Origin of the sequence: Petrotoga miotherma DSM 10691 (assembly GCF_002895605.1) — a bacterium.
GTDB classification, from domain to species: domain Bacteria; phylum Thermotogota; class Thermotogae; order Petrotogales; family Petrotogaceae; genus Petrotoga; species Petrotoga miotherma.
Map to the genome: position 1 here is coordinate 18,998 of NZ_AZRM01000015.1, position 23,385 is coordinate 42,382.

Here is a 23,385-nt window from a genome sequence, read left to right on the forward strand (position 1 = left end):
ACTAGATGGAGGTGGAGAAAGTTATGTTAAAGAAAAGCTTGTTTGTTTTAACGTTGATGTTGATTTTTAGTTCTTTTCTTTTAGCCCAAACAGAATATATGGCAGGGATTCCACGTGACGAAATAATAATTATTGAAAATCCCGATGGGAGAGCGACAGATCCAGATAATTTCAATATATGGGCTCCGGGTTCTCCTTCGTGGTCGCGAGGACTACAACAGATTTGTATGGATGCATTATGGTATATCGACCCAGATGCAGGTATTGAAGGAGATCCTTGGTTGAACTCTTTGGCAGCGGAACCACCTATTTATAATGATGATTATACCATGATGACCATTAAACTGAGAGAAGGGATCTATTGGAGCGATGGAGTAGAATTTACTGCGGATGATGTTGTTTTTACAATTGAAACTTTAAAAGCACATCCTACCATGGGTTGGGGAGCAAACTTCGAAATATATGTCGATCAAGTTTACAAAACTGATGATTACACAGTTGTATTAAAATTAAAAGAACCAAATTCTAGGATGCATGCTACGTTTACTGTAAGATGGTCTGGCTGTTACATAATGCCTAAACATATTTTTGAAAAAGTAGAAAATCCAGAAACTTATAAATTTAATCCTCCTGTTAGTTTAGGCCCTTACGTTTTGGAATCGTATGATCCAAACGGATACTGGAATTTGTGGAAAAAACGAGATGACTGGGAGAGAAGTACCTTAGGTAAATTATATGGCGAACCAGGTCCAAATTATGTTTTATATATTGGGTTATCACAAGAACGTAGAGTTTTAGATCAAATGAAACACGAATTGGATATTATTCACGATTTGGCACCAGAAGCTGCTATATCGTTAATACAAAATAATCCTTACTCTGTAACGTGGTTCGAAGAATTTCCTTGGGGGCATCCAGATCCAACCCTTATTGCTTTACTACTTAACCATGAAAAATATCCTTACAACATTCCCGAAGTTAGATGGGCTCTTACACTCAGTTTGAATATGCCAGAGATAGCTTTGGCTTCATACAATGGTGCTGCAACTATTTCGCCAATTGCTGTTCCACCTACTGGTAACCATTTAAAATGGTATTTTGACCCATTAGAAGAATGGTTGAAAGAATTTTATATTGAAGTGGATGGTGAAAAATTCTTCCCATATGATGACACAATACCATTCCAGGTTGCTGATTTAGCCAAGAAACAATTCGGATATGAAGTACCTGATGATCCTGAGAAAATTAGAGAATCATTAGGATACGGATGGTGGAAATATTCTCCTGAAACAGCGGAAAAGTTGCTTATAAGTCAAGGTTTTACTAAAGATAATCGTGGACGGTGGAGGCTTCCAAATGGTGACCTCTGGAGAATTAACATAATTTGTGAAGCAGAAGGGAGACCCATAGCAACAAGAGGAGCAGAAAAAGTTGCTGAACAATGGAGAAGATTTGGAATTGATGCTCAAATTCAAGGAGTTAGTACCGCGATTCTTTGGCCCAACTATTTAAATCCTGGTAATTTTGAAGTAGCGTATGCTTGGAATATAGAAACGTGGGGAGGACATCCAGACCTTTCCTTCTTTCTCCGAACATGGCATTCTGATTTTTACAGGGAAAGTGGAGAACTCTCAGCAGGCTCTAATTATATTAGATATAAAAGTGATGAATTGGACAAAATAATAGAAGATCTTCTAAAAACTGACTTTTTCAATTATGAAGAGACCATATCTCTCGGCTTGGATTTTCTAAAACTAACGGTTAGGGATATGCCTGAGATACCCCTCATGTCATATAATGTATTCACAATTTGTGATGAATATTATTGGACAGGTTATCCTACATCAGAAGATCCGTACACCAACCCCGTTCCTAACTGGGCAAACAGCAAATATATGTTCCCAAAACTTCAACCCACTGGTAGGAAATAGAATTCATTTAGTACACTCTTGCCTGCCTAAGATTTTCTTAGGCAGGCTGTCCTTAAAAAGACTTATATGTTTTAGGAGGATAAATAATGAAAAAAAATTTAGCTGCTTATATTGTTAGAAGACTTTTACAATTTTTAATTCTTGTGTTTATTAGTACATCTATTATCTTTATACTTCCTAGACTATCTACTGATACTGGGCCAGTAGAACAAGCTATTGGACGGGCTATGAGTCAGGGTCAATATACAGATCCTCAGGCTGTAGAGCAATTAAGAAAAAATTTAGAAATCGCTTATGGATTAGAAGGAAACATTTTACAACAATACTTTAATTTTTGGAAAAACTTCTTAAAAGGTGATCTAGGACCTTCTTTTGCCTTTTTTCCCACGCCAGTAACTGATTTGATATTTAATGCTTTACCTTGGACAATAGGACTTTTAGGTACAACAACTATCTTATCTTGGCTAATTGGAAATTGGATAGGCGGTGTGGTGGGCTGTAACCGCAATAAAAAGTGGGCTAGAAGTATCGAAGTTATAATTAATGGATTCAGACCTTTTCCTCATTATATATTAGCTTTAATCCTTTTAATTTTCTTTTCTTATATTTTACCAATTTTTCCCTCAGGTGGAGCATATCCCCCCGGTACAATCCCAGAATTGAGTTGGAATTTTTTTGTTACTGTAATCAAACACGCTTTTTTACCAGCACTTTCCCTTTTGATTCTAGGAATCGGAGGATGGTTCCAAGGCATGAGAACCTTAGTTTCCCATATTATTAAGGAGGATTATGTAGTTTATGCCAAATTTGCCGCTATCAATAAAAAAGAAATATTTAGAAATTATATTTTGAGAAATGCTATGTTACCTCAAATAACTGGATTAGCCCTTCAATTAGGAATGCTTTTTAGTGGAACGCTCATAGTCGAAATTGTTTTCAATTACCCAGGTATTGGGTTCTTAGCTTATCAAGCAATTTTAAGATCAGACTACAATTTAATTATGGGAGTTACAATTTTTTCGATAGTTGCTGTCGCTTTGGGCACCTTGATAGTCGATTTATTATATCCTTTAATTGATCCTAGAATAACATATGTTAAATGAAAAGGTGGTGAAATTGTGAATTTAGTGAATTTAATAAAAAATGATGTAAGATTTAAAATCGGTTTCATCTTAATGATCATTATAATTTTTTTCTCTCTGCTTTCTTTTTTTAGCCCGATAGATCCTTTTTCAACGTATTATGCACCTGTTAATCGCCCACCAAGTAGAGATTACATTTTTGGAACCAATTCTAAAGGTCAAGACCTTTTCTGGATGACTTCTTATGCTTTTCGTAACTCTATGATTTTTGGTTTAATAACTGCTTCTATTTCAAGGATAATAGCTTTGCTTATTGGTACGGTTTCTGGTTACAGAGGAGGAAAAACTGATAATATTCTCATGATTATTAATGACAGTTTTATTACTCTACCTATTTTGCTTGTTATGATATTAATCGCAATGGTATTTCGAAGACTTCCCTTCTTTCTATTAGCAGTGGTTTTAGGCTTATTTGGATGGCCTTGGGATGCAAGATTGTTCAGATCTCAAATATTAAGTCTAAGAGAAAGAAAGCTAACTTATACTGCAAAATTTTCTGGAATGAAAACTCTTAATATTATTTTCAAGATATATTTCCCCCATTTGACTCCTGTTTTCTTTTCCACTTTTATTAATAATATGATATGGTCTTTAGGTTTAGAAGTAACTTTATCTGTTTTGGGTTTAACTAGTCTTCAAACTCCAACTATTGGTACTACGATTTATTGGGCAAATCAACATCAAGCATTAATACTGGGCATTTGGTGGTGGTTGGCTATACCAATAATAGGAGCCATCATACTTTTTACTTCTTTGTATCTTTTAACAATAAGTATGAATGAATTTGTAGATCCTAGAATGCGTGTTCAAGGAGGAAATTATTAAATGGCATTGTTAGAAATTAATAAAATTAATGCTTATTACATACATAATATTCAAAAAACAAGAGCGGTGGAAAATGTCTCTCTTTCCGTTGAAGATGATGAAATTATTGGTATTGCAGGCGAATCTGGTTGTGGAAAATCAACGTTGGTGAAAACAATCTATGGTGCTATTGAACCTCCGCTTTATTTGGAAAATGGATCAGTTATTTATAACTTCAAAAATTCAAATTCTAATGCAAATATAACAACTGATAATATTCCCCTTTTTTGGTGGAAAAAAATTTCTTATATTCCTCAAGCTTCGATGAACGTACTAAACCCAGTAAGAAAAATTAAAAAATTTTTTGAAAACTTATGGAGAGCTCACAGCCAAGATTTGAGCTTTAAAAATTACCAAAAATTATTAAGCACCCATCTAGAACATCTTGGACTATCTGTAAATATTTTAGAATATTACCCTCACCAATTATCTGGTGGAATGAAACAAAGAGTTATTATAGGAGCTGCTTCTTTATTCCATCCTGAATTGATAATTGCAGACGAACCTACTTCTGCACTGGATGTAGGTGTGCAATTAGATGTATTACGCTTACTATTAAAAATACAAAAAGAAAGTAAAAATACAATTATAGTAGTAGCTCATGATATGTCCGTAATGGCAAATTTTTGTACGAAAATTGCCATTATGTACGCTGGAAATATTGTTGAAATTGGTAAAACACAAGATATTTTCAGTCATCCTTTACATCCTTATACCAAACTTTTAATTGATTCTTTACCAAAAATAGGAGATAAAAGAGGATTAAAAGGAATACCTGGAAGTCCTCCTGACTTAGTTTCACCTCCTTCAGGATGTCGATTTCATCCACGTTGCCCATATTCTTTTGAATTGTGTAAAAAAGTAGCGCCAATGATGAAGGAATTCTCTCCAGGACATCAAGTCGCTTGTCATTTGCTTGAAAGGGGTGAAAGTAATGAAAGAAAATAAAAAATTTTCAATTCAAAACGTCACAAAAATTTTTTCTCAAAGAGTACTTCTTTCTAAAGAAGAATTTAAAGCTGTTGATGACGTTACTTTAGAAATATCTTTAGATCCTCCTGAGATTTTCGGGTTAGTGGGAGAAAGTGGAAGTGGAAAAAGTACTTTAGCAAATATTATTCTTCAAATAATTTATCCAGAAGTTGGAAAGATTTATTTAAATAGCAAAAATATAGCCGACTTTGAAATTACCGAGTTTATGAAACATATCCAACCAATATTTCAAGATCCTTTTGATTCATTTGATCCTATGAAAAAGACAGATCTTTTTATCTATGAAACGATCAAAAATTTTAATATAGCCAAGGAAAAGTCCTCAATAGAATCTCTTATAAATGAATCTTTGAAAAATGTTGGTTTAGATTACAAAACAGTTAAAGGAAAATACCCTCATGAATTTTCTGGTGGACAGCTTCAAAGAATAGCAGTAGCCAGAGCCTTAGTTGTTCATCCATTACTTTTAGTAGCTGATGAGCCAGTTTCTATGCTAGATGCATCTTTACGAATTTCCATAGTAAATTTATTTAAAGAACTAAAAGAAAAACATAATTTAAGTGTTTTGTATATTACTCATGATTTATCTACAGCGTATTATATAAGTGATAGGATAGGAGTTATGTTAAGAGGTAATTTGGTAGAAATAGGGAATGCAAAAGAAATTTTAGATGAACCCTTACATCCCTATACTCAGTTTTTGAAGGAATCAGTACTTGAACCCGATCCTACCAAGAAAAAAATCACCTTAGAAGAATCCGAAGAGCAAAGAATGACTGTCATCTCAGAATATCAACAAAAAGGATGCAAATTTGTTAATAGATGTCCGAAGGCTACAGATATATGTAAAGAAAAGGAACCTGGCTATTATTCAATTAAAGACAGAAAAGTAAAATGTTTTTTATATGAAAACTTCAAATAATTTGATTTATCTAATTAAATTCAAAAGCATAAAAATCATCAAAAACGGGAGGTATTCAAAATGAAAAAAGCAAAAATGTATGTAGACAAAAACTTTGTGATTGATAAGGTAGATAACAGACTTTTTGGCTCTTTTATAGAACATCTTGGCAGGGCTGTTTATACAGGTATCTATGAACCTGATCATCCTAAAGCAGATGAAAAAGGATTCAGAAAAGATGTAATAGATTTGGTCAAAGAACTAAACGTTTCTATTGTTAGATACCCTGGCGGAAACTTCGTTTCAGGGTACAACTGGGAGGACGGAGTAGGTCCAAAAGAAAAAAGACCTAAAAAGCTTGAATTAGCCTGGCGCTCGTTAGAACCAAACGAATTTGGTACCAATGAGTTTATGGAATGGTGTAAGTTAGTTAATACAGAACCAATGATGTCTATTAATTTAGGTACAAGAGGAATAGACGAAGCTAGAAATTTTGTTGAGTATTGCAACTTCCCTGGAGGAAGTTATTTCAGTGATTTAAGAAAACAACATGGTTACAATGATCCACACAACATAAAAGTATGGTGCTTAGGAAATGAAATGGATGGCCCATGGCAAATTGGACACAAAACCGCCTTAGAATACGCCAGACTGGCTGAAGAAACCGCTAAAGTAATGAAATTGGTTGATCCAAATCTAAGTTTGGTTGCTTCTGGAAGCTCAGGATGGCACATCCCAACTTTTGGTGAATGGGAGGCAACTGTACTCGAGCATACTTACGATTATGTTGATTTTATCTCTTTACATGCCTACTACGACAATTATGAAAATAACATAGAAAACTTCTTAGCAAAGTCTATTGATATGGATTCATATATAAAATCAGCTGTAGCCGCATGTGATTACGTAAAAGGTCGTAAAAAAACTAACAAAACGATTTATATATCATTTGATGAATGGAACGTCTGGTTTCATTCAAGAAAGGAAGATGAGAAAGTTGAACCCTGGCAAATTGCCCCGCCATTACTAGAAGATGTATACACATTTGAAGATGCTTTGTTAGTAGGTTTAATGCTAATTACGCTCCTAAAACATGCTGATAGAGTTAAGATAGCTTGTTTAGCCCAGTTGGTGAATGTAATTGCACCTATTATGACAAGAAAGGGTGGAGGTGCATGGAGACAAACAATATTCTATCCATTCATGCATGCTTCTAACTTTGGAAGAGGCACCGTTTTACAACCAGTCATTTCAGCCGAAACATATGACACTAAAGATTTTAAAAGTGTTCCATTTGTGAACGCAGTTCCCGTTTTTAACGAAGAGAAAAATGAATTAACGATATTTGCAGTAAATAGGGCACAAGATAAGATGGAGTTTGATTGTGAATTAAAAGGTTTTGAAGATTATTCTGTGATAGAACACATAATTTTAGAAAACAATGAACTTAAAGCTGTAAATACAGAAGATAATCCAGACAATGTCAAACCTCACAACAATGGAAATGCCAGAAATGAAGGAGGAAAAGTAAAAGCTGAATTGTCACCACTTTCTTGGAACGTTATTAGATTAAAGAAGTAAAATAAATAGAAATAAATAGACATTAAATTTTAATGAGGTGAAAATATGGATGAAACAAAGATAATAAATTTTACAAACTCATCAAAGAATAAATTAACGCCTTGTTCCATAAGTTCAGTAAAAATAAAGGGGTTCATGAACGATTATTTAGAAACAATGTTGAAAGTTACCATTCCTTCGCAATACGAACTTTTAGAAAGTACCGGCAGAATAGATAACTTTAGAATAGCCTCGGGTAAAAAAGAAGGTTCTTTTAAAGGGTTAGTTTTTAACGATTCAGATGTTTATAAATGGCTCGAAGCTGCTTCTTATGCTTTGCTGTTCACTAACGACGATGATTTAAAAGAAAAGATAGATAACACAATCAAAGAAGTAAAAGACGCTCAAGAAGATAATGGCTATTTAAATACTTATTTTATGTTTGAAAGAAAAAAAGAGAGATGGACGGATCTCGCAACAAAACATGAACTTTATTGTGCTGGGCATTTAATTCAAGCTGCGATAGCTCATAAAAGGGTTACAGGTGAGGATACATTATTTGATGTAGCTATAAAATTTGCAGATTTAATTGTAGACACCTTCGGCCCAGATAAAAAACGGGGTGCACCAGGACATCCAGAAATTGAAATGGCTCTAGTTGAGTTGTATCGTGAAACAAAGAACCAAAAATATTTAAACCTTGCTAAATATTTTTTGGAAGAAAGAGGGAATGGGTATGCAAGTACTTATCGCTTTTTCAACCCAGAGTACTATATAGATCACAAACCATTTAAAGAATTAGACGAGATGACAGGCCATGCTGTTAGAATGTTGTACCTTTGTACCGGTGCAACGGACATTTACTTAGAAACAGGAGATGAAGAAATTTTCTCTACCATAGAAAGACTTTGGGAGAACTTGGTAACAAAAAAGATGTACATTACGGGAGGAGCTGGCTCTCGATATGAAGGCGAATCTTTTGGGGAAGATTATGAATTGCCTAATAGAAGAGCATATACAGAAACATGTGCCGCAATAGCTTCATATATGTGGAATTATAGAATGTTCTTAGTTACAGGTGAAGGCAAATATGTAGATCTAATGGAGTTGGTTTTGTACAATGGTTTACTTTCAGGAATTTCTATAGATGGCAAACATTATTTCTATGTAAATCCTTTAGAAGACAGAGGAAAAAAGAGAAGACAACCTTGGTACGAATGTGCATGTTGTCCTCCAAATATATCAAGAACGTTAACATCTTTCCCTGGTTATATTTATACAACTTCTGATGAAGGAGTATACATAAACTTGTACGAAAACAGTCAAGCAAATATAATTTACAAAGAAAAAGAAGTCAAAATTACACAAGAAACAGATTATCCATGGGATGGAAAAATAAGGATAATTGTTTCTACAGAAGTTATTGATCCATTTTCTTTATTTTTAAGAATTCCTTCCTGGGCGAATGTTTTTGATATAACTGTGGATGGAGAAAAATTAAACAAGAATTTAGAGAAAGGCTTTTTGAAAATATTCAAACCTTGGAAAGGTCCCCATGAAATAATTTTAAATTTACCGATGGATATAAAATTTGTAGAAAGTCATCCATTTGTGAGGGAAAACTTAGACAAAGTAGCTTTGAAAAGAGGACCTATGGTTTATTGTATTGAAAAAGCAGATAACAAAGAAGGAGATGTGTGGAATTATCTAATCGATTTAAATGAAAAAATCGAACCAGAAAATTATCAAATAAATTCAAAAAGAGTGATAAAATTAAAAGCAAAAGGATACCATGAGGATATACAAAATTGGGAGGGAAGATTATACTCACAATCTGGAAGAGTAAAAGGAGAAAAAAAGAAAAGCGATATTAATCTAACTCCATATTTTGCCTGGGCAAATAGAGAAGAAGGACCAATGGCAGTTTGGATCAGAAAATGAAAACTTTCCAAAATTAAAGCATTTCTTAAATAAAATGTATTATACTAGTTATAACAACACACTACGGAGGAGTTTTGACAGTGAAAAAGACCAAGCAATCTATCATAAAAGATTACATCCTTGATCAATTAAAGAGTGGAGACTTAAAAAAAGGAGATAGAATTCTATCTGAAAATAAATTAGCTGAATTTTTTTCCGTCAGCAGACAGACAGTTAGAAAAGCTATCTACGATCTGGAAAAAGAAGGATATTTGGTTACTAGAAGAGGCAGTGGAACTTACGTTAAATCCATGAGAAAAGATAAAGAAAACATAGGCATTTTAACTCAATCTTTAACTGACTATATATTTCCTTTTATAGTCATGGGAGCAGAAGAGGTATTAAAAAATACTAAATGTAAATCTTTCATAGGTAACGCAAAAAACGATCCTGTTTTTGAAAGGGAGACCTTAGAAAGGTGGATGGATCTTGGATTAAAAGGGATTATAGTGGATCCGGTAGTAAGTGCCACTAAACAAGCCAATGTAACTCTTTTAAAAGAAATAAGTGAACAGATCCCAACCGTGATTATAAATAGTAATTTAAATATTCAACATGCTGGGACGTTGGTTCTGAATGACTACGACTGTGGATCTTTTGCTGCTAAGAAATTTATCGAGTTAGGGCACAAAAGGGTTGCTGTGATATACAAAGCCGTTCATAAAGCTGCAAATGAAAGAGCTAATGGATTTATAGACACAATAAAAGAACATAAGCAAATATTGCTGTACGAATTGCCTTTTCACGGTCAAGAAACATCCGATGAAGTTTTCAATTTAATCATGTCCCTTTTGAGCCTACCAAAAAACAATATACCAACTGCAATTTTTTGTTCAAACGATTTGGTAGCTATGCAAGTGATAATGGCCTCAAAAAAATTGAATCTTGATATACCAGACGATATTTCGTTAATAGGTTTTGATGATGCGGATTTTGCACAAGCGCTTGAAATTTCTACTTTTAGGCATCCAAAACAGCAATTCGGTGAAAAAGCTGCTCAAATGCTGCTTAAAATGATCGAGGAAAATAACAATGGAAAACCTGAAAAAATTGTCGAGAAAGCTGAGTTCATAGAAAGAAAGAGCCTTATTCAAAAAAAGTGAGGAAAAAATATGGTCGATCTTTTAAATCTTAAAATAGAACAAATGGCTGGTTTGAATTTCAAATGTGAATGTGGACGAACTCATAAAGTAGATATTGAAAAAATAATTGTAGGAAATAATATTTTGAATGCTAAAAATAGTTTTATGGATATTATTAACTCTGAAAATTTATTTGTTGTTGCTGATAAAAATACATATAAGAGTTTTGGAAAAGAACTAATTACACTCTTAAAAAGAGAAAATTACCAAATAACTGAGTTTATTTTTCAAAACGAAGATCATTTGATTCCAAATGAAAAAAGCGTCGGAAGATTATTAATAGAAATTCCTAAGAATGTATCGTTAATAATTGGTGTTGGTTCTGGGACTATAAACGATCTGTGTAGATTTTTAAGTTACAAACTCAATATTCCTTATATAATCTTCGCAACCGCTCCTTCAATGGACGGATATGCTTCAATGGTCTCTCCTTTAATTGTAGAAGGTTTTAAAAGAACGTATGAAGCAACTTACGCAAAAGCAATTGTAGCGGATACACAAGTTCTAAGAAATGCACCTTTAGAAATGATTCATGCAGGATTCGGAGACATTCTTGGAAAGTTTACTTCTTTGACGGATTGGAAACTTTCTAAATTAACCAACCATGAATATTATTGTGAAAAAACTGTTGAATTTGTAGAAAAAGCAAGGGATCTTTGCGTAAAAAATGCAGAGAAAATAAGTCAAAGAAGCGAAGAAGTTAATAAACAAATAATGGAAGCGTTAATTATCTCTGGAATAGCCATTGGATTTGTAGGTTACTCTAGGCCTGCATCGGGAGCGGAGCATCACCTAGCTCATTATTGGGAAATGGATGCTATATCAAAAAATATATCCCATCCTTTACATGGAAATTCTGTTGGAGTAGGCACGGTTGTTGTTTCGATGATCTATCAATTAATGAAAGATAAACTTCCAAAAGGGTTAACTCCACCAGATCCTGAGTACTTAATTTCAATTCACAAAAAGGCAGGCTCGATATACAGCCCAAAAGAATTAGGTATTCCAAAAGATGTTTTTCAAGATAGTATTATACATGCCAGAGAAATCAGAAATAGATACACTATTCTTCAATTAGCTCATGAGTTGAACCTTTTAGAAAAGATATCAACGATTCTTACAGAAAAATTTTATGGTTAATTTTTATCTTTCACTGCTCGGCTAAAAAATATTTAGCCGAGTTTTTGTTTTCAATCATAATACTTTTTCCATACGAAAAAAGCTCAATTTATGTTGCCGACTTAATTCTAATGTTGATTCACTTGTTTTTTCATATCCTATTTTTTTGTAAAATTTGATAGCTATAGTATTTTCTTTTTCTACATCCAATACAATTTTGAGGCTTTTTAACTTTCTGGCTTCTTCTTCGGCTTTAAATATCAACTGCTTTCCTATTCCCAAGCTTCTATAAGGTGCATATACGGCAATATTACTTATGTAGAATTCTCCTTTTATAACTTTTCCTACGGTTTGGTTGAGTTTCAATAAAATTGGGAGGACTTTTACAAAGGTGATTCCAAGATTTTTCAGCATTAAATATCCAGTTCTTAGATTCTCTTTATTTTTACTTTTCCAGTCGTAACTTATTATCATTCCTGAAATATTCTCCTCAATTTTAGAAAAGAAAACATGTTCAAAGGAAAATAGGTTTTCCCTTGTTTTGAACAAATTATTCAACATTGGTTTTGTTTTTTGACCAAAAAGCAAGTAAAAGAAAGGAGCAGAAATCAAAAAAAGTTCCACAAAATCTTCGCTTTCCTTCGTAGTTGCTTTTTCTATGCTGATCATTTTATGCCCCCTTTAATATATTTTACCAGATCATAGTATGGTGTTTAGAAAGAGTATTTTTAAGAATTTTCAACGTAATCGCCTATAAAAGTTCTTAATTACTCTTAATCATCTCAAATCACGAATAATTAAGTTTGCAAAATATAAAAATAAAAGTTATAATTAGAATAAAGATATGAAGTATGATATGTTATTTAATTTTAATCTAAAAGTTATTTTATTTTCATGTTTTAAGCTGAGGAGGTGCTAAATGATTTCAAAAGCTGGTAGATCCTTATATAAAGAAATATTGAATGAATTGAGAACAAAAATAACTCAACTCCCTGAAGGGTATAAATTACCTTCTCAACAGGAACTATGTGAAAATTTAGGGGTTAGCAGAACTTTAATTAGAGAAGTATTAGTAAGCCTTGAGCGAGAAGGTTTGATCATAAGAAAGCAAGGGTTGGGTACATTTGTAGTGAAAAAAGAAGGTATTGTACAAACGGGTTTAGATTATTTAAGGGGAGTTTCAACTATAATTTCTACCTCAGGAAAAGTCCCTGACCTTATTTTAAACGAGTTTGAGGAAGTAGCCGCGTCTTCTTCACTCTCAAAAAAATTGGAAATCGTTCCTAAAGATCCATTAATCAAAATTAAAAGAGTTTATACGGCTGACGGTTTCCCAGTTATATACGCAGAAACATATATGGTTATCAACAGGATTCCCGGCGGGAAAGACGCAATAATTTCCGTTTTAAAAGATGAAAATAGTAAAAATGAAGAGATTTTCACCTATTTAGATAAATATTTTATGAGACCCATCAAACATGCTATCTCAGAAATAGAAGCTATTGATGCCGATAAGAAACTTGCCAACTTATTGAAAATTCCCGAGAAAAAAGCCATCACTCTTTTACTAGAAGTTCATTACGATGAAAATAATATTCCCTTACTTCACTCATTGGATTACATAAATACCTCGATTTTCAAATTAAGCGTGTTTAGAAGAAAAATATAACATATTTAAAACTACCCAAAGGAGGAGATTCTGTGTTTAAACAAGATTTTAGGATTCCAACAGGATTAGAAAATCAAATTCAATACCATATTCAATGTGGGCCCGGGGACGTTGCTCCTGTAGTCATTGTTCCTGGCGACCAAGGTAGAGTAGAAAGTATTATCAGTAAACTACACGATCCCAAAAAAGTTTCAGAAAACAGAGGACTTATTACCTACACCGGTTATTATGAAGGTTACCCTGTATCAGTCACTTCAACAGGAATGGGTGGGCCTTCTGCAAGCATTGTCTACGAAGAACTTATAAATATTGGGGCAAAGATACTGATTAGGATTGGAAGTGTTGCAGGATTACAAGAAGAAATTGAAGAAGGAGATATCATAATTCCTCATGCTTGTGTGAGAGATGATGGTGCCAGTCAATATTACGTACCACAGAATTTCCCTGCGGTAGCTTCACCAGAAGTATATTTACGACTTATTTCTGCTGCAAAGAGTCTAAATTTTGATTTCAAAACAGGAATAAATTGGAGTCATTCTTGTTTTTACAATCGGGATCCTGAATATTTTCAAAGATGGAGTAGATACAGAGTTGTTTCTATGGATATGGAAGCTTCTTCTCTTTTCGTTGTTTCATCGTTAAGAGGTGTAAAAGCAGGATTTATTGGCATATGTTATGCTAATAGGTTCAAACAATCCAACAGAGACAAAGTAGATCTGAGCGTCCCAGATACGAATAGAAGCATAATAAAGTCTTCAACAAGCAAGGCTATTGATATTACTTTAAGGGGAATTAAAGATTTGTACCAAAATGGACTTTAATTAGGAGGTGTTGAAAGTGCGGAAAGGTAGAGTATTAGTCATTCTTTTTGTTTCTTTATTAGTTTTTGCAAATATGTTTTCAGAAGTAAATTTGGTGAGTGAAGTAGGTATACACACTGAGGCGTGGAAAACGGTTATGGATGATTTTCAAAAAGAGACAGGGATAAAGGCAAATATCCAGCAATTCCCTTATGCAAATTATTTCGATCAACTGATGTTAACCTTTACCTCTGGAAGAGTCGATTTTGATGTACCTTATGTTTCAATGCTTTGGTATCCCGCTTTAGCTACTGCTGGATATATATACCCCATAAACAAAATCGAAGGATACGAAGAGTTAAATTTAGAAGATATTTCTGGTATCGAAAACGCCTGGCAAAATGGAAATTTGTATTTCATACCGTATATGAATGAGTTGGGAGGTGTAGTTTACAGGACTGATTTGTTCAACGATCCTAAGGAGAAAAAGGCTTTTAAAGAAAAGTACGGGTATGAACTAGCTCCACCCCAGACGTTGGAAGAATATAAAGATATAGCCGAATTTTTCTATAGACCCCCAGAATTATACGGTGTAACTCTCATGGGCCAAAGAAGTATATTTCTTGCCACTCATTTCATGCAAAGATTATGGGCAAGAGGTGGAAGCCTTTTAAATGATGAAATGAAACCTGTATTTAATTCCAAAGAAGGTATTGAAGCTTTGGAAGAACTTGGGGAAGTGTTTGAATACGCAAACCCTGCTGCAAAAACCTATGTATTTCAGGATGCTTTGACAGAATTTACACAAGGAAGAAGTGCTATGGCTGAACTATGGACAACAGCTATGCTTTACACAGAAGATCCAGAAACTTCAAAAGTTGTTGGCAAATCATCCTATGTTGGATTCCCAAGACCGGAAGAATTGAAAGATGAAAAATTGCCAATGCTGTATATTTCATGGGGTTTTACTATCAGCTCTGCAAGTAAGAATAAAGAAGAAGCCTTAGAATGGATAAAGTTTGTAACCGAAACCCAAAACGAAGTAAAAGCTGCTCCTTACGGTAACATTCCAGCGCGTTTTTCGTCTATAAATGATCAAACGTTGAGAGAAAAATTTCCATGGTTGGAGGGTTTTTCAAAAGCAATGGAAAATTCTATCCCAACACCTATAGTTCCATTGATTCCAGAAGGAAATTCCATAGTAAATGATTATATAGCCCCAGCGGTATCTGAATATCTAAGCGGTTCAAAAACAGCCGAAGAAGCTTTGAATGATGCTGCCGACGGTGTTTTTCGACTAATGAAAGACCATGGTTATTATTAAATCCAAGAAAGCCCCGTTTTAACGGGGCTTTGCTCTAAAGGAGGTTTTGTTGATTGCAACCGAAGAACAAATTAAATGATGTTGGATATGTTTTGCCTACGCTTATTTTCATAATATCGATTTTTTTAATTCCTATTGTATATACTGTAGTCATTTCTTTCTTTAATTGGAATCTTTTAAGACCTGATTTAGGAATAAGATTTGTAGGTTTACAAAATTATATAAGAGCTTTTAGTGATTCTTTTACCTGGGAAACAATGGGAAGAACTTTCTACTTTGTTATAGTTTCAGTTCTATTGGAACTAATATTTGGTTTTATAATAGCCCTTTCGCTAAATACAGAATTTAAAGGTTGGAAAGTTGTTCAATCGATAATTTTGATTCCTTTCATGATTGCTCCCGTGGTAGTTGGATTCGCATGGAAATTTGTTTTAAATAATGATTATGGTCCTTTACCACAACTTTTAATGAACATAGGATTTAGTTCTATAGCAGAAAATCCATTGTTAGCAAATCCAAACTCTGCTATGTTCATGGTAATATTAGCGGATGTTTGGGAATATACCCCTTTTGTTACTTTAGTTTTATTAGCTGGTTTAAAAGCTTTGCCACAAGAACCGTACGAAGCTGCATATGTAGACGGAGCTTCGGCTATTCAAAGATTTTTTTACATAACTTTACCTTTACTACGACCCTCAATCATGGTTGCTATTGTAATCAGGACATTAACGTCTTTAAGGGTATTTGACACAATTTTCATCATGACGGGTGGTGGACCAGGTTCTGCTACAGAAACTCTATCTTTTTATGGCTATAGGACTGCATTTCAATCATACCAAATGGGATATTCGTCAGCGATTAATCTGATCTCATTTTTCTTAGCGATTGTTTTTACTTTAATCTATATGAAAATACTAGGGTGGGATAATAATGAGTAAAAGTAAAATTATAAAAGTATTGTCAATGACAATAGTAGTTATAGCGTTAATTTGGACGCTTTATCCACTTATGTGGATTCTTTTTTCATCCTTTAAAACACCTATTGATCAGTTCACTATTCCACCAAAGTGGATCCCAGAAAATTTTACTTTGAGGAATTATAAGATTTTTTTTAGTAACACCGAATTCGTAAGAGCCTTCTTAAATAGTATTATAGTCACCGCCTCCTCCACTATTTTAGCACTAATCCTTGGTATACCAGCGGCTTATGGTTTGGCTCGTTTTAAATGGAAACATGCAAGTCTATTGTCATTTATTATATTGTTAGCACGTATGACTCCTCCGATTGTTATGGTGTTACCTTTTTTCTTAATTTCTCGCATTCTAAATCTATCAGGAACATACATACCTATTATCATGGCTAGTTCTTTTTTCAGCGTACCTTTTGCGGTGTGGATGATGCAAGGATTTTTTTCTGAAATTCCTGAATCACTAGAGGAAGCTGCTATGATAGATGGTTGTACGAGATTTGAATCGTTGAGAAAAATAGTTCTTCCCTTAGTATTGCCAGGAATTTCGGCAACTTCAATATTATGTGCACTCGTATCATGGAATGAATTTTTATTCGCCTTAATTTTAACTGGCCAAGAAACTAGAACACTGCCTGTACTTGTGAATATGTTTGTAAGTGAAAAGAATGTTGATTGGGGGGTAATGAGCGCTGCTGCGTTAATCACTGTTATACCCATGATAATCTTCGGACTACTTGTTCAAAACAATTTGGTTAGAGGGTTAACTGCAGGAAGTGGAAAATAACTTTGATTTTTGGAACTTCTAGCTTGTTTTTTTCACAAGAAAAAACAAAAAGATGATATAATAAATAAGCATATGATTTTGCTTAAAAATTTTCTCTTTTTTTCGGCAAGAAGGTTAATTTATGGGAGGCTCGTTTAAGGTTGGAAAAAGAAACAACAGTCAACGAAAAAAATTATTATTCTAGGTTGGACACGTTTATAAGAAAAAATTATCCCGAAATAAAGTTGGGAGCTATTTACAGTTTGATAAGAAAAGGTTTTGTTAAAGTCAACGAAAAGAGGGTCAAAAAGAACAATTATATTTTAGAAATAGGAGACAACGTTAAAATTATTCTGGCTGAAAATAAATTAGAAGAAATATCCAGACCTGCTCAACCTTCTTTAAAAGCAAGACCAGTCTCTTTTGATATTATCTATGAAGATAAAAACCTTCTAGTGATAAACAAACCCGCCAAAGTATCTGTACACCCTGGTTCTAAAGAAGAAATGGCAACGATAATCGAGGGAGTGATGCACTACTCACGAGGTGAATTTGAGCCTCACTTGGTACATCGTTTAGACAAATTAACGTCTGGGGTAATGGTTGTGGCGAAAAATAAACAAACAGCTCGTGAGTTAACACAGTTAATCAAAAGTAGGGAAACAAAAAAATATTACTTAACCTTATTAGTAGGAAATTTAAATAAAAAAAGTGGCGAATTAGTTTCTACAGTTTATGGCAAAACAGCCCAGTTAAAATATCAGCTTAAGAAAAAATTCGATTTATTTGGGGATATATATTCTTTGGTAGAGATTGAATTATACACAGGCAGAAAACATCAAATAAGAGTTCAATTCGCTGATTTAGGTTTTCCCATTGCTGGGGATGATAATCACGGAGATAAAAAGAGAAACAAGCTCTTAAGAAAGAATTATGGTTTAAAAAGAATTTTTCTTCATGCTAGTAAGATTTCTTTTGATTATAATAATCAGCATTATGATTTTTCCGCACCACTGAGCGAAGATCTTCAAATTGTATTGGACAAATTGGAGAAGAGCACAAAGAGGAATTGAGGGGATCGAAAATGAACAAAATAAGAAAGCCGATAATTTTTATTACCTTATTCAGCTCTTTGATTTTCTTCTTTTACGCATTTTATATTGATTATCAAAATTCTAAAAACTATTCTATATTGCCTACAGAAGATCAACTGAATTCTGTACAGAAAAGTGGCTATAATTTCATGGCTTATAACCAATATGCCATATTAAAAGATTTTGAATCTCAGGGCTTCAAAGAAGATCAATCTTTTTTAAGAGAATTATCAAACCAATACGATTACGTACTAGTTGTCGAATTTTCTGATTTTGATAAGTATTTTACGGAAATAAAAGATAAGTTAGATAAAGATATTCTAAATAATATGAGATATGTACATTACATCAAATCTGGAGAGATAGATAAATTTGACGATCAAATGATAGTTCAAAGATTTCATAGGGCCTTGAAAGAAAGAAAGATAAGATACTTTTTGTTTCCTGATCATCCAAGGACCCCAGAGCTAATGAGATTAGTTCAAAAAGATTTAGGAACCCCCGTTACAATCGATTCAATTAAGTACTATTCTCCTACAGTTATCTTTCTATGGGTAGGTTTTGGGCTCATCACAATGAATTTATTTGTATATATACCCCTTTTTTCTATCTTATATATTTTAGCTTTTTTCTTTTTATACAATTGGTCTTTCACTTTGGCGGCAACTTTGTTTTCAATCATCATCTTTTTTAGAATTTCTAAAAATAACCTTCTAAAAATAATTGGCTACGCTTTATTGTTTGGAGTTTTAGTGTATATGAGCGCTTACAACTCTTTATTTATCTTCAAGCTTAATAACGTTAGAGGGGTCAAAATCCTACTTTTAGTTTTGCCTTTGTTAGTACTGTTAAAAGCGTTTATGGATTTTACCGGTTTTAAATTTAGCAAATTTAATATCTCAGAATCCTTTAAGAAGGTTAAAGAGTTTAAATTTAACAAGTCAGATGTTTTATTACTAATTTTTGTCGCATTCGCTGGAATTATATACGTAGTAAGAAGCTCAAACTGGGCTTTCGTTACAAATTTTGAAAGAAGAGCTAGGGATGCGTTAGAGAGGGCGCTTATAGCAAGGCCAAGAACAAAAGAACTTATTTCATATTTGTTTTATTACACTACTCCTCTTTCAGGGAGGAGATTTATATGGGACTTTTTTAAGGCGCTGCTACCAGTATCGATACTTGACACTTTTTTACATATTCACACACCGTTGAATTTAAGTGTTCTACGAACGATCAACGGCTTTTTAGTTTCTCTTTTACTTTTGTTAGTTATAATATTGATAGAAAACATGTATAGAAAGTTTATACATTCAGGCCAAGAACCATATAAACAAGAAGAAAATATTAGAGAAGAAAATTCAACCGCCGAGGAGGGGATAGAATGAATAACTTGAAAGTTTTTTTAAGAAGCGCAGCAATTATTGGAAGTATCGTGGTAGCAGGACTTTCTGTCTATTTGTTTTACCTTGAAAGTGTCAATCAAAGACTTTTCGAGTATTTTAATTTTTCGGATTTTTTAAACTTTCTCTTTATAGGCCTATTTATCGGACTGATAGGAGGCTTAATATTTTTTTATTTTCTGTTTCTATTTAACAAAAAGTACGGTATGACATTTTCGATCATATTACTTAGTGTGCTTTCTGCTTTGTCTATTGTTGTATACTCTTCGATGATTTTAAGCGTTATTTTTATTGCCAACCTAATTGGATTATCTTTGGTAATATATTTCACAAGGCAAAAGCCAGAAAACAAAAAATACGTTAAACCTTCATCACTCAAAACTGACAAAGAACGAACTGACAAAAATTCAGAAAATTAATTCGAAGGCGCCGTGAATTGACACGGCGCCTATTGATATCATTTAACTTTTATTTTTCTCTCATTGTAAACGTTCTCAGCTTCTTTTAGGATATTACAAGCCTTTCTTAACTCTTCACTGTTTAATACATAAGCGATTCTTATTTCTTGCTTGCCAGCACCTGGTGTAGCATAAAAACCTGACAACGGTGAAACCATAACAGTTTCTCCATTCACATCGAAGTCGGTAAGCATCCACTTGATGAACTCCTCAGAATCATCGATCGGTAGTTTAACGGAGAGATAAAATGAACCATGGGGTTTCTTACAAACGGCTCCTTCGATCTTTTTTATCTCTTCGTATGCAGCATCCCTTCTTTTTTGGTACTCTAAAGCAACACCTTGATAATAATCTTTCCCCAAATCCTTGAGTAACCCTAAAACACCAAATTGAGCCAACAAAGGTGGAGATAATCGAGATTGAGCAAATTTCATAACTTGCTCTAAAAGTTTCTTGTTTTTAGTAGCAAAAACTCCAATTCTTGCTCCACAAGCGCTGTACCTTTTCGATACGCTGTCGATTAAAATGAATCTGTCTCTGTCTTCAAAATTCATGACGGATACATGCTTAGTCCCGTCAAAAGTGAATTCTTTATATACCTCATCTGATATTACAAATATGTCTTTTTCTTTTGCAAAGTCAACGATTCTTTTTACTTCATCATAACTGTACACAGCCCCTGTGGGATTTGAAGGATTTGAAAAGATTATTGCTCTTACCTTTTCGTTGTAAGCTTTTTCGAATTCTTGTTTACTTGGAACGGCATAACCGGTTTCGGGATCCGATTTTACTGGGCAAAGTTTTATATTTAACATCTCTGCAAAACCTTTATAATTAGCATAAAAAGGCTCTATAACCATTACTTCATCCCCTGGATCAGCAACAGATGCCAAGGCGAAAATTGCTGCCTCACTTCCACCTGTAGTAACGATCAACTCTTGGGGATCAAAGTCTATATCCCACAACTTATAATAATCGGAAAAAGCCTCACGTAACTCTAATAGGCCAGCAGAATGACTGTAATAAATTACTTTGGATGAATATTTTTTTATTCCTTCGAAGAATGCCTTAGGTGTTTCAATATCAGGCTGTCCTATGTTTAAAAGGTAAACTTTTTTACCTTGTTCCTTTGCCCTTTCTGCGTAAGGAACTAACTTTCTAATAGGAGAAAATTGTGTATTTAAAACTCTTTGAGATATTTTCATATTTTTCCCTCCTCATTCTCATTTTTACTGACTCAAGAAGTTCTAAAGCCTGTTTTAGCGCCCCTTCGCCCCGCAGCCCACCCACAAGGAGAAGGAATCTTTGCCCATTCGCTTCGTTCCCCATTCTTAAGGATAAAGTATCAATTTACTTTCTGACAGTACCTATTATAATTTAATTAAACTAAAAAGTCAAAGGTCACCAGAGCTGATTATAAGTGATTACAGCTTTTTGCAGGCAATTATTCAAGAAATGAAAAAAATTTCATAGAAAATATTTTCTAATTAATGAAGGAAATATTTGAGCGGGATGTTAAATCATAATTAATTGTCATCAGAATAGAGTAATGGTTAGATAGTATTCATGTCTTTGAAATTGATTTGCTTTTTGTTAGTTGACTGTTATATAATTAATTGAAAAATACGGCCTTTAGTTTATTATTGGATCTCTACTCAGAGGAGGGACTCATATTGAAGACGAAAGATCTTGCAATTTCTGGTATAATGATTGCCTTAGTTTTTGTTTTAACCTTTGCTATAAAAGTTCCTGTACCGTTCACAAGGGGTTACGTACATTTGGGAGATAGCATAATATTCATTTCAGCAATTTTGTTTGGTAGGAGGGTTGGAGCCTTAGCTGGGGGATTGGGTTCCGCTTTGGCAGATTTGGTTGGAGGTTATGCTTATTGGGCTATACCCACTTTAATTATAAAGTCCGTTATGGGGGCTTTAATCGGTTGGGTTTCTGATAGTTATAGAAACAAATATTCGGGCAAAAAAGAACTTACTATCTTTCTCTCAAGTATAGGTATATGGTTGGCTTTTTCCTTAACTCTTTCCTTATTCTTAAACAACTTGATAACGAATTTAACGACATCTCCTTTGACTAACAATCTAATGAATGAATTGGGATATGAAAGTATAGAAGAGTTAGAAAATTTTTTATTAAACGCTAGAGGGTTAATCAACATTATTCTTTTAGCAATACCTATAGCCCTAATACTAATTTCGTTGTTCCTTAGAGGAAAGAGTTCAACACTTTTCAGACTAGGTAATTTGATGGGAAGTATGATAGCCGGTCTATGGATGGTTATAGGATATTTTTTTGCAGGTAGAATTATAGTTGGTAATTGGGTGATGCCTATTTTTGAAGTACCTTGGAATGTTTTACAATTCACCGTAGGAATTCTCGTTGCATATATAGTGTTATTCGGTCTACAAAAGACAAAACTTTTTGAAAATTCCCAAAAGTAAAAAGGCAATCTCGGTTGCCTGTGCAACCGAGATCTTTTTATTTTACTATTATTATTTATTTGATCAACAATTCATATCTTTTATTTACTTCTTCCCAATTAACTATGTTCCACCAAGCTTGTATGTATTCTGGTCTCCTGTTTTGATATTTCAAATAATAAGCGTGTTCCCAAACATCCAAGCCCAACACAGGTTTCAAACTGTACATAATCGGGTTATCTTGATTTGGGGTGGATAGAATTGAAAGATGCCCGTAGTTATCTAAAACCATCCAAGCCCATCCACTTCCAAATCTTGTTGCTGCTGCATTTGAAAATTCTTCTTTAAATTTGTCGAAGCTTCCGAATGTTTTATCAATACTTTCAGCTAACTTTCCAGAAGGTTTACCACCACCGTTGGGTCCCATTATTGTCCAAAATAAAGAATGATTGTAATGTCCACCTCCGTTGTTCCTTACTGTTGTTCTAATATCAGCGGGTATATTGTCTAAATCCTTGAGGATATCTTCTATACTTTTACTTGTCCATTCAGGATACTTTTCTAAAGCCGCATTTAAATTTTTAACGTAACCTCCATGATGCTTAGTATGGTGAATCTCCATTGTTGTTGCATCTATGTAAGGTTCTAGCGCATCGTAAGGATAACTCAATTTTGGTAATTCAAAAGCCATAATTACACCTCCATAATTCGATTAATTTCCGATAATTTTTGTCGTATTTAAATTATACCACACATTTTATCATTATGCAAGTCCAACTTGATATTCATATATTCTTAATAAATCTTATAAAAAGAGGAAAATGTATGTGTTATAATTA

The 23,385-nt window shown here is 33.6% G+C and carries 21 protein-coding genes; 18 read left to right on the forward strand and 3 right to left on the reverse strand.

All coding sequences use genetic code 11. The features are described 5' to 3' along the window. The first annotated feature begins 23 nt into the window (after positions 1-23). The 9 genes from X928_RS03085 (at position 24) to X928_RS03125 (ending at position 11,653) form a co-directional block, all read left to right on the forward strand. The gene (locus tag X928_RS03085) at positions 24-1,931 is read left to right on the forward strand and encodes an ABC transporter substrate-binding protein (RefSeq protein WP_169926286.1); all 1,908 of its coding nucleotides are present in this window, start codon (positions 24-26) and stop codon (positions 1,929-1,931) included. 86 nt (positions 1,932-2,017) lie between these two features. After that, complete coding sequence (locus X928_RS03090) at positions 2,018-3,034, forward strand: ABC transporter permease (RefSeq protein WP_103078446.1); 1,017 nt, start codon at positions 2,018-2,020, stop codon at positions 3,032-3,034. A 15-nt stretch (positions 3,035-3,049) separates the two neighbouring features. Further along, entirely contained in the window at positions 3,050-3,898 is an 849-nt protein-coding gene (locus tag X928_RS03095) for an ABC transporter permease (RefSeq protein WP_245857160.1), read from the forward strand. Beyond that, positions 3,899-4,885, forward strand: coding sequence for an ABC transporter ATP-binding protein (locus tag X928_RS03100; protein ID WP_103078447.1), 987 nt, complete (start codon positions 3,899-3,901; stop codon positions 4,883-4,885). After that, positions 4,872-5,852: an ABC transporter ATP-binding protein gene (locus X928_RS03105; protein WP_103078448.1), complete on the forward strand. Its 981-nt coding sequence runs from the start codon at positions 4,872-4,874 to the stop codon at positions 5,850-5,852. Before X928_RS03100 ends, X928_RS03105 begins: the two co-directional genes overlap by 14 nt. A 60-nt stretch (positions 5,853-5,912) precedes the next feature. Next, positions 5,913-7,412, forward strand: a complete 1,500-nt coding sequence (gene arfA / locus X928_RS03110; protein ID WP_103078449.1) for an arabinosylfuranosidase ArfA — start codon at positions 5,913-5,915, stop codon at positions 7,410-7,412. 45 nt (positions 7,413-7,457) lie between these two features. Continuing rightward, complete coding sequence (locus tag X928_RS03115) at positions 7,458-9,332, forward strand: glycoside hydrolase family 127 protein (RefSeq protein WP_103078450.1); 1,875 nt, start codon at positions 7,458-7,460, stop codon at positions 9,330-9,332. A gap of 80 nt (positions 9,333-9,412) precedes the next feature. Continuing rightward, positions 9,413-10,474, forward strand: a complete 1,062-nt coding sequence (locus X928_RS03120) for a GntR family transcriptional regulator (protein WP_146026625.1) — start codon at positions 9,413-9,415, stop codon at positions 10,472-10,474. A gap of 9 nt (positions 10,475-10,483) precedes the next feature. Beyond that, the gene (locus X928_RS03125) at positions 10,484-11,653 is read left to right on the forward strand and encodes a sn-glycerol-1-phosphate dehydrogenase (protein WP_103078452.1); all 1,170 of its coding nucleotides are present in this window, start codon (positions 10,484-10,486) and stop codon (positions 11,651-11,653) included. A 54-nt stretch (positions 11,654-11,707) separates the two neighbouring features. Here the strand turns inward: X928_RS03125 and X928_RS03130 are convergent, their stop codons facing one another. Continuing rightward, the gene (locus X928_RS03130) at positions 11,708-12,301 is read right to left on the reverse strand and encodes a GNAT family N-acetyltransferase (RefSeq protein WP_103078453.1); all 594 of its coding nucleotides are present in this window, start codon (positions 12,299-12,301) and stop codon (positions 11,708-11,710) included. Between the two features lie 250 nt (positions 12,302-12,551). Between X928_RS03130 and X928_RS03135 the strand changes: the two genes are divergently transcribed. The 8 genes from X928_RS03135 to X928_RS03170 all read left to right on the forward strand — a co-directional run bounded on the left by X928_RS03135 (position 12,552) and on the right by X928_RS03170 (position 20,072). Further along, the gene (locus tag X928_RS03135) at positions 12,552-13,301 is read left to right on the forward strand and encodes a GntR family transcriptional regulator (RefSeq protein WP_103078454.1); all 750 of its coding nucleotides are present in this window, start codon (positions 12,552-12,554) and stop codon (positions 13,299-13,301) included. Positions 13,302-13,333: 32 nt separating this feature from the next. Beyond that, on the forward strand, positions 13,334-14,122 hold the full coding sequence (locus X928_RS03140; RefSeq protein ID WP_103078455.1) for a nucleoside phosphorylase: 789 nt from the start codon (positions 13,334-13,336) through the stop codon (positions 14,120-14,122). A gap of 16 nt (positions 14,123-14,138) precedes the next feature. Beyond that, positions 14,139-15,425, forward strand: coding sequence for an ABC transporter substrate-binding protein (locus tag X928_RS03145; RefSeq protein ID WP_211286432.1), 1,287 nt, complete (start codon positions 14,139-14,141; stop codon positions 15,423-15,425). A gap of 53 nt (positions 15,426-15,478) precedes the next feature. Further along, a complete protein-coding gene (locus tag X928_RS03150; protein ID WP_103078456.1) occupies positions 15,479-16,363 on the forward strand; it encodes a carbohydrate ABC transporter permease in 885 nt (294 codons plus the stop codon). Beyond that, on the forward strand, positions 16,356-17,180 hold the full coding sequence (locus X928_RS03155; RefSeq protein WP_211286433.1) for a carbohydrate ABC transporter permease: 825 nt from the start codon (positions 16,356-16,358) through the stop codon (positions 17,178-17,180). Before X928_RS03150 ends, X928_RS03155 begins: the two co-directional genes overlap by 8 nt. Before the next feature lie 140 nt (positions 17,181-17,320). Beyond that, complete coding sequence (locus tag X928_RS03160) at positions 17,321-18,232, forward strand: RluA family pseudouridine synthase (RefSeq protein WP_103078458.1); 912 nt, start codon at positions 17,321-17,323, stop codon at positions 18,230-18,232. A gap of 11 nt (positions 18,233-18,243) precedes the next feature. Then, entirely contained in the window at positions 18,244-19,638 is a 1,395-nt protein-coding gene (locus tag X928_RS03165; protein WP_103078459.1) for a DUF5693 family protein, read from the forward strand. Further along, complete coding sequence (locus X928_RS03170; RefSeq protein WP_103078460.1) at positions 19,635-20,072, forward strand: hypothetical protein; 438 nt, start codon at positions 19,635-19,637, stop codon at positions 20,070-20,072. The genes X928_RS03165 and X928_RS03170 overlap by 4 nt, the downstream gene beginning before the upstream one ends. A 38-nt stretch (positions 20,073-20,110) precedes the next feature. Here the strand turns inward: X928_RS03170 and X928_RS03175 are convergent, their stop codons facing one another. Then, positions 20,111-21,316: a pyridoxal phosphate-dependent aminotransferase gene (locus tag X928_RS03175; protein WP_103078461.1), complete on the reverse strand. Its 1,206-nt coding sequence runs from the start codon at positions 21,314-21,316 to the stop codon at positions 20,111-20,113. 468 nt (positions 21,317-21,784) lie between these two features. On the opposite strand from X928_RS03175, the gene X928_RS03180 reads away from it, so the two are divergent. Next, positions 21,785-22,567: an ECF transporter S component gene (locus tag X928_RS03180; RefSeq protein WP_211286434.1), complete on the forward strand. Its 783-nt coding sequence runs from the start codon at positions 21,785-21,787 to the stop codon at positions 22,565-22,567. 55 nt (positions 22,568-22,622) lie between these two features. Here the strand turns inward: X928_RS03180 and X928_RS03185 are convergent, their stop codons facing one another. Continuing rightward, on the reverse strand, positions 22,623-23,237 hold the full coding sequence (locus tag X928_RS03185) for a superoxide dismutase (RefSeq protein WP_103078462.1): 615 nt from the start codon (positions 23,235-23,237) through the stop codon (positions 22,623-22,625). Positions 23,238-23,385: the final 148 nt, after the last annotated feature.

Excerpts from the sequence above, each read along its gene's own strand:
- X928_RS03155 (WP_211286433.1), top strand. The coding sequence starts at position 16,356 with ATGAGTAAAAGTAAAATTATAAAAGTATTGTCAATGACAATAGTAGTT.
- X928_RS03170 (WP_103078460.1), top strand. The coding sequence starts at position 19,635 with ATGAATAACTTGAAAGTTTTTTTAAGAAGCGCAGCAATTATTGGAAGT.
- X928_RS03185 (WP_103078462.1), bottom strand. The coding sequence starts at position 23,237 with ATGGCTTTTGAATTACCAAAATTGAGTTATCCTTACGATGCGCTAGAA.
- X928_RS03115 (WP_103078450.1), top strand. The coding sequence starts at position 7,458 with ATGGATGAAACAAAGATAATAAATTTTACAAACTCATCAAAGAATAAA.
- X928_RS03175 (WP_103078461.1), bottom strand. The coding sequence starts at position 21,316 with ATGAAAATATCTCAAAGAGTTTTAAATACACAATTTTCTCCTATTAGA.
- X928_RS03130 (WP_103078453.1), bottom strand. The coding sequence starts at position 12,301 with ATGATCAGCATAGAAAAAGCAACTACGAAGGAAAGCGAAGATTTTGTG.
- X928_RS03105 (WP_103078448.1), top strand. The coding sequence starts at position 4,872 with ATGAAAGAAAATAAAAAATTTTCAATTCAAAACGTCACAAAAATTTTT.
- X928_RS03085 (WP_169926286.1), top strand. The coding sequence starts at position 24 with ATGTTAAAGAAAAGCTTGTTTGTTTTAACGTTGATGTTGATTTTTAGT.
- arfA (WP_103078449.1), top strand. The coding sequence starts at position 5,913 with ATGAAAAAAGCAAAAATGTATGTAGACAAAAACTTTGTGATTGATAAG.
- X928_RS03135 (WP_103078454.1), top strand. The coding sequence starts at position 12,552 with ATGATTTCAAAAGCTGGTAGATCCTTATATAAAGAAATATTGAATGAA.
- X928_RS03125 (WP_103078452.1), top strand. The coding sequence starts at position 10,484 with ATGGTCGATCTTTTAAATCTTAAAATAGAACAAATGGCTGGTTTGAAT.
- X928_RS03100 (WP_103078447.1), top strand. The coding sequence starts at position 3,899 with ATGGCATTGTTAGAAATTAATAAAATTAATGCTTATTACATACATAAT.
- X928_RS03090 (WP_103078446.1), top strand. The coding sequence starts at position 2,018 with ATGAAAAAAAATTTAGCTGCTTATATTGTTAGAAGACTTTTACAATTT.
- X928_RS03165 (WP_103078459.1), top strand. The coding sequence starts at position 18,244 with ATGAACAAAATAAGAAAGCCGATAATTTTTATTACCTTATTCAGCTCT.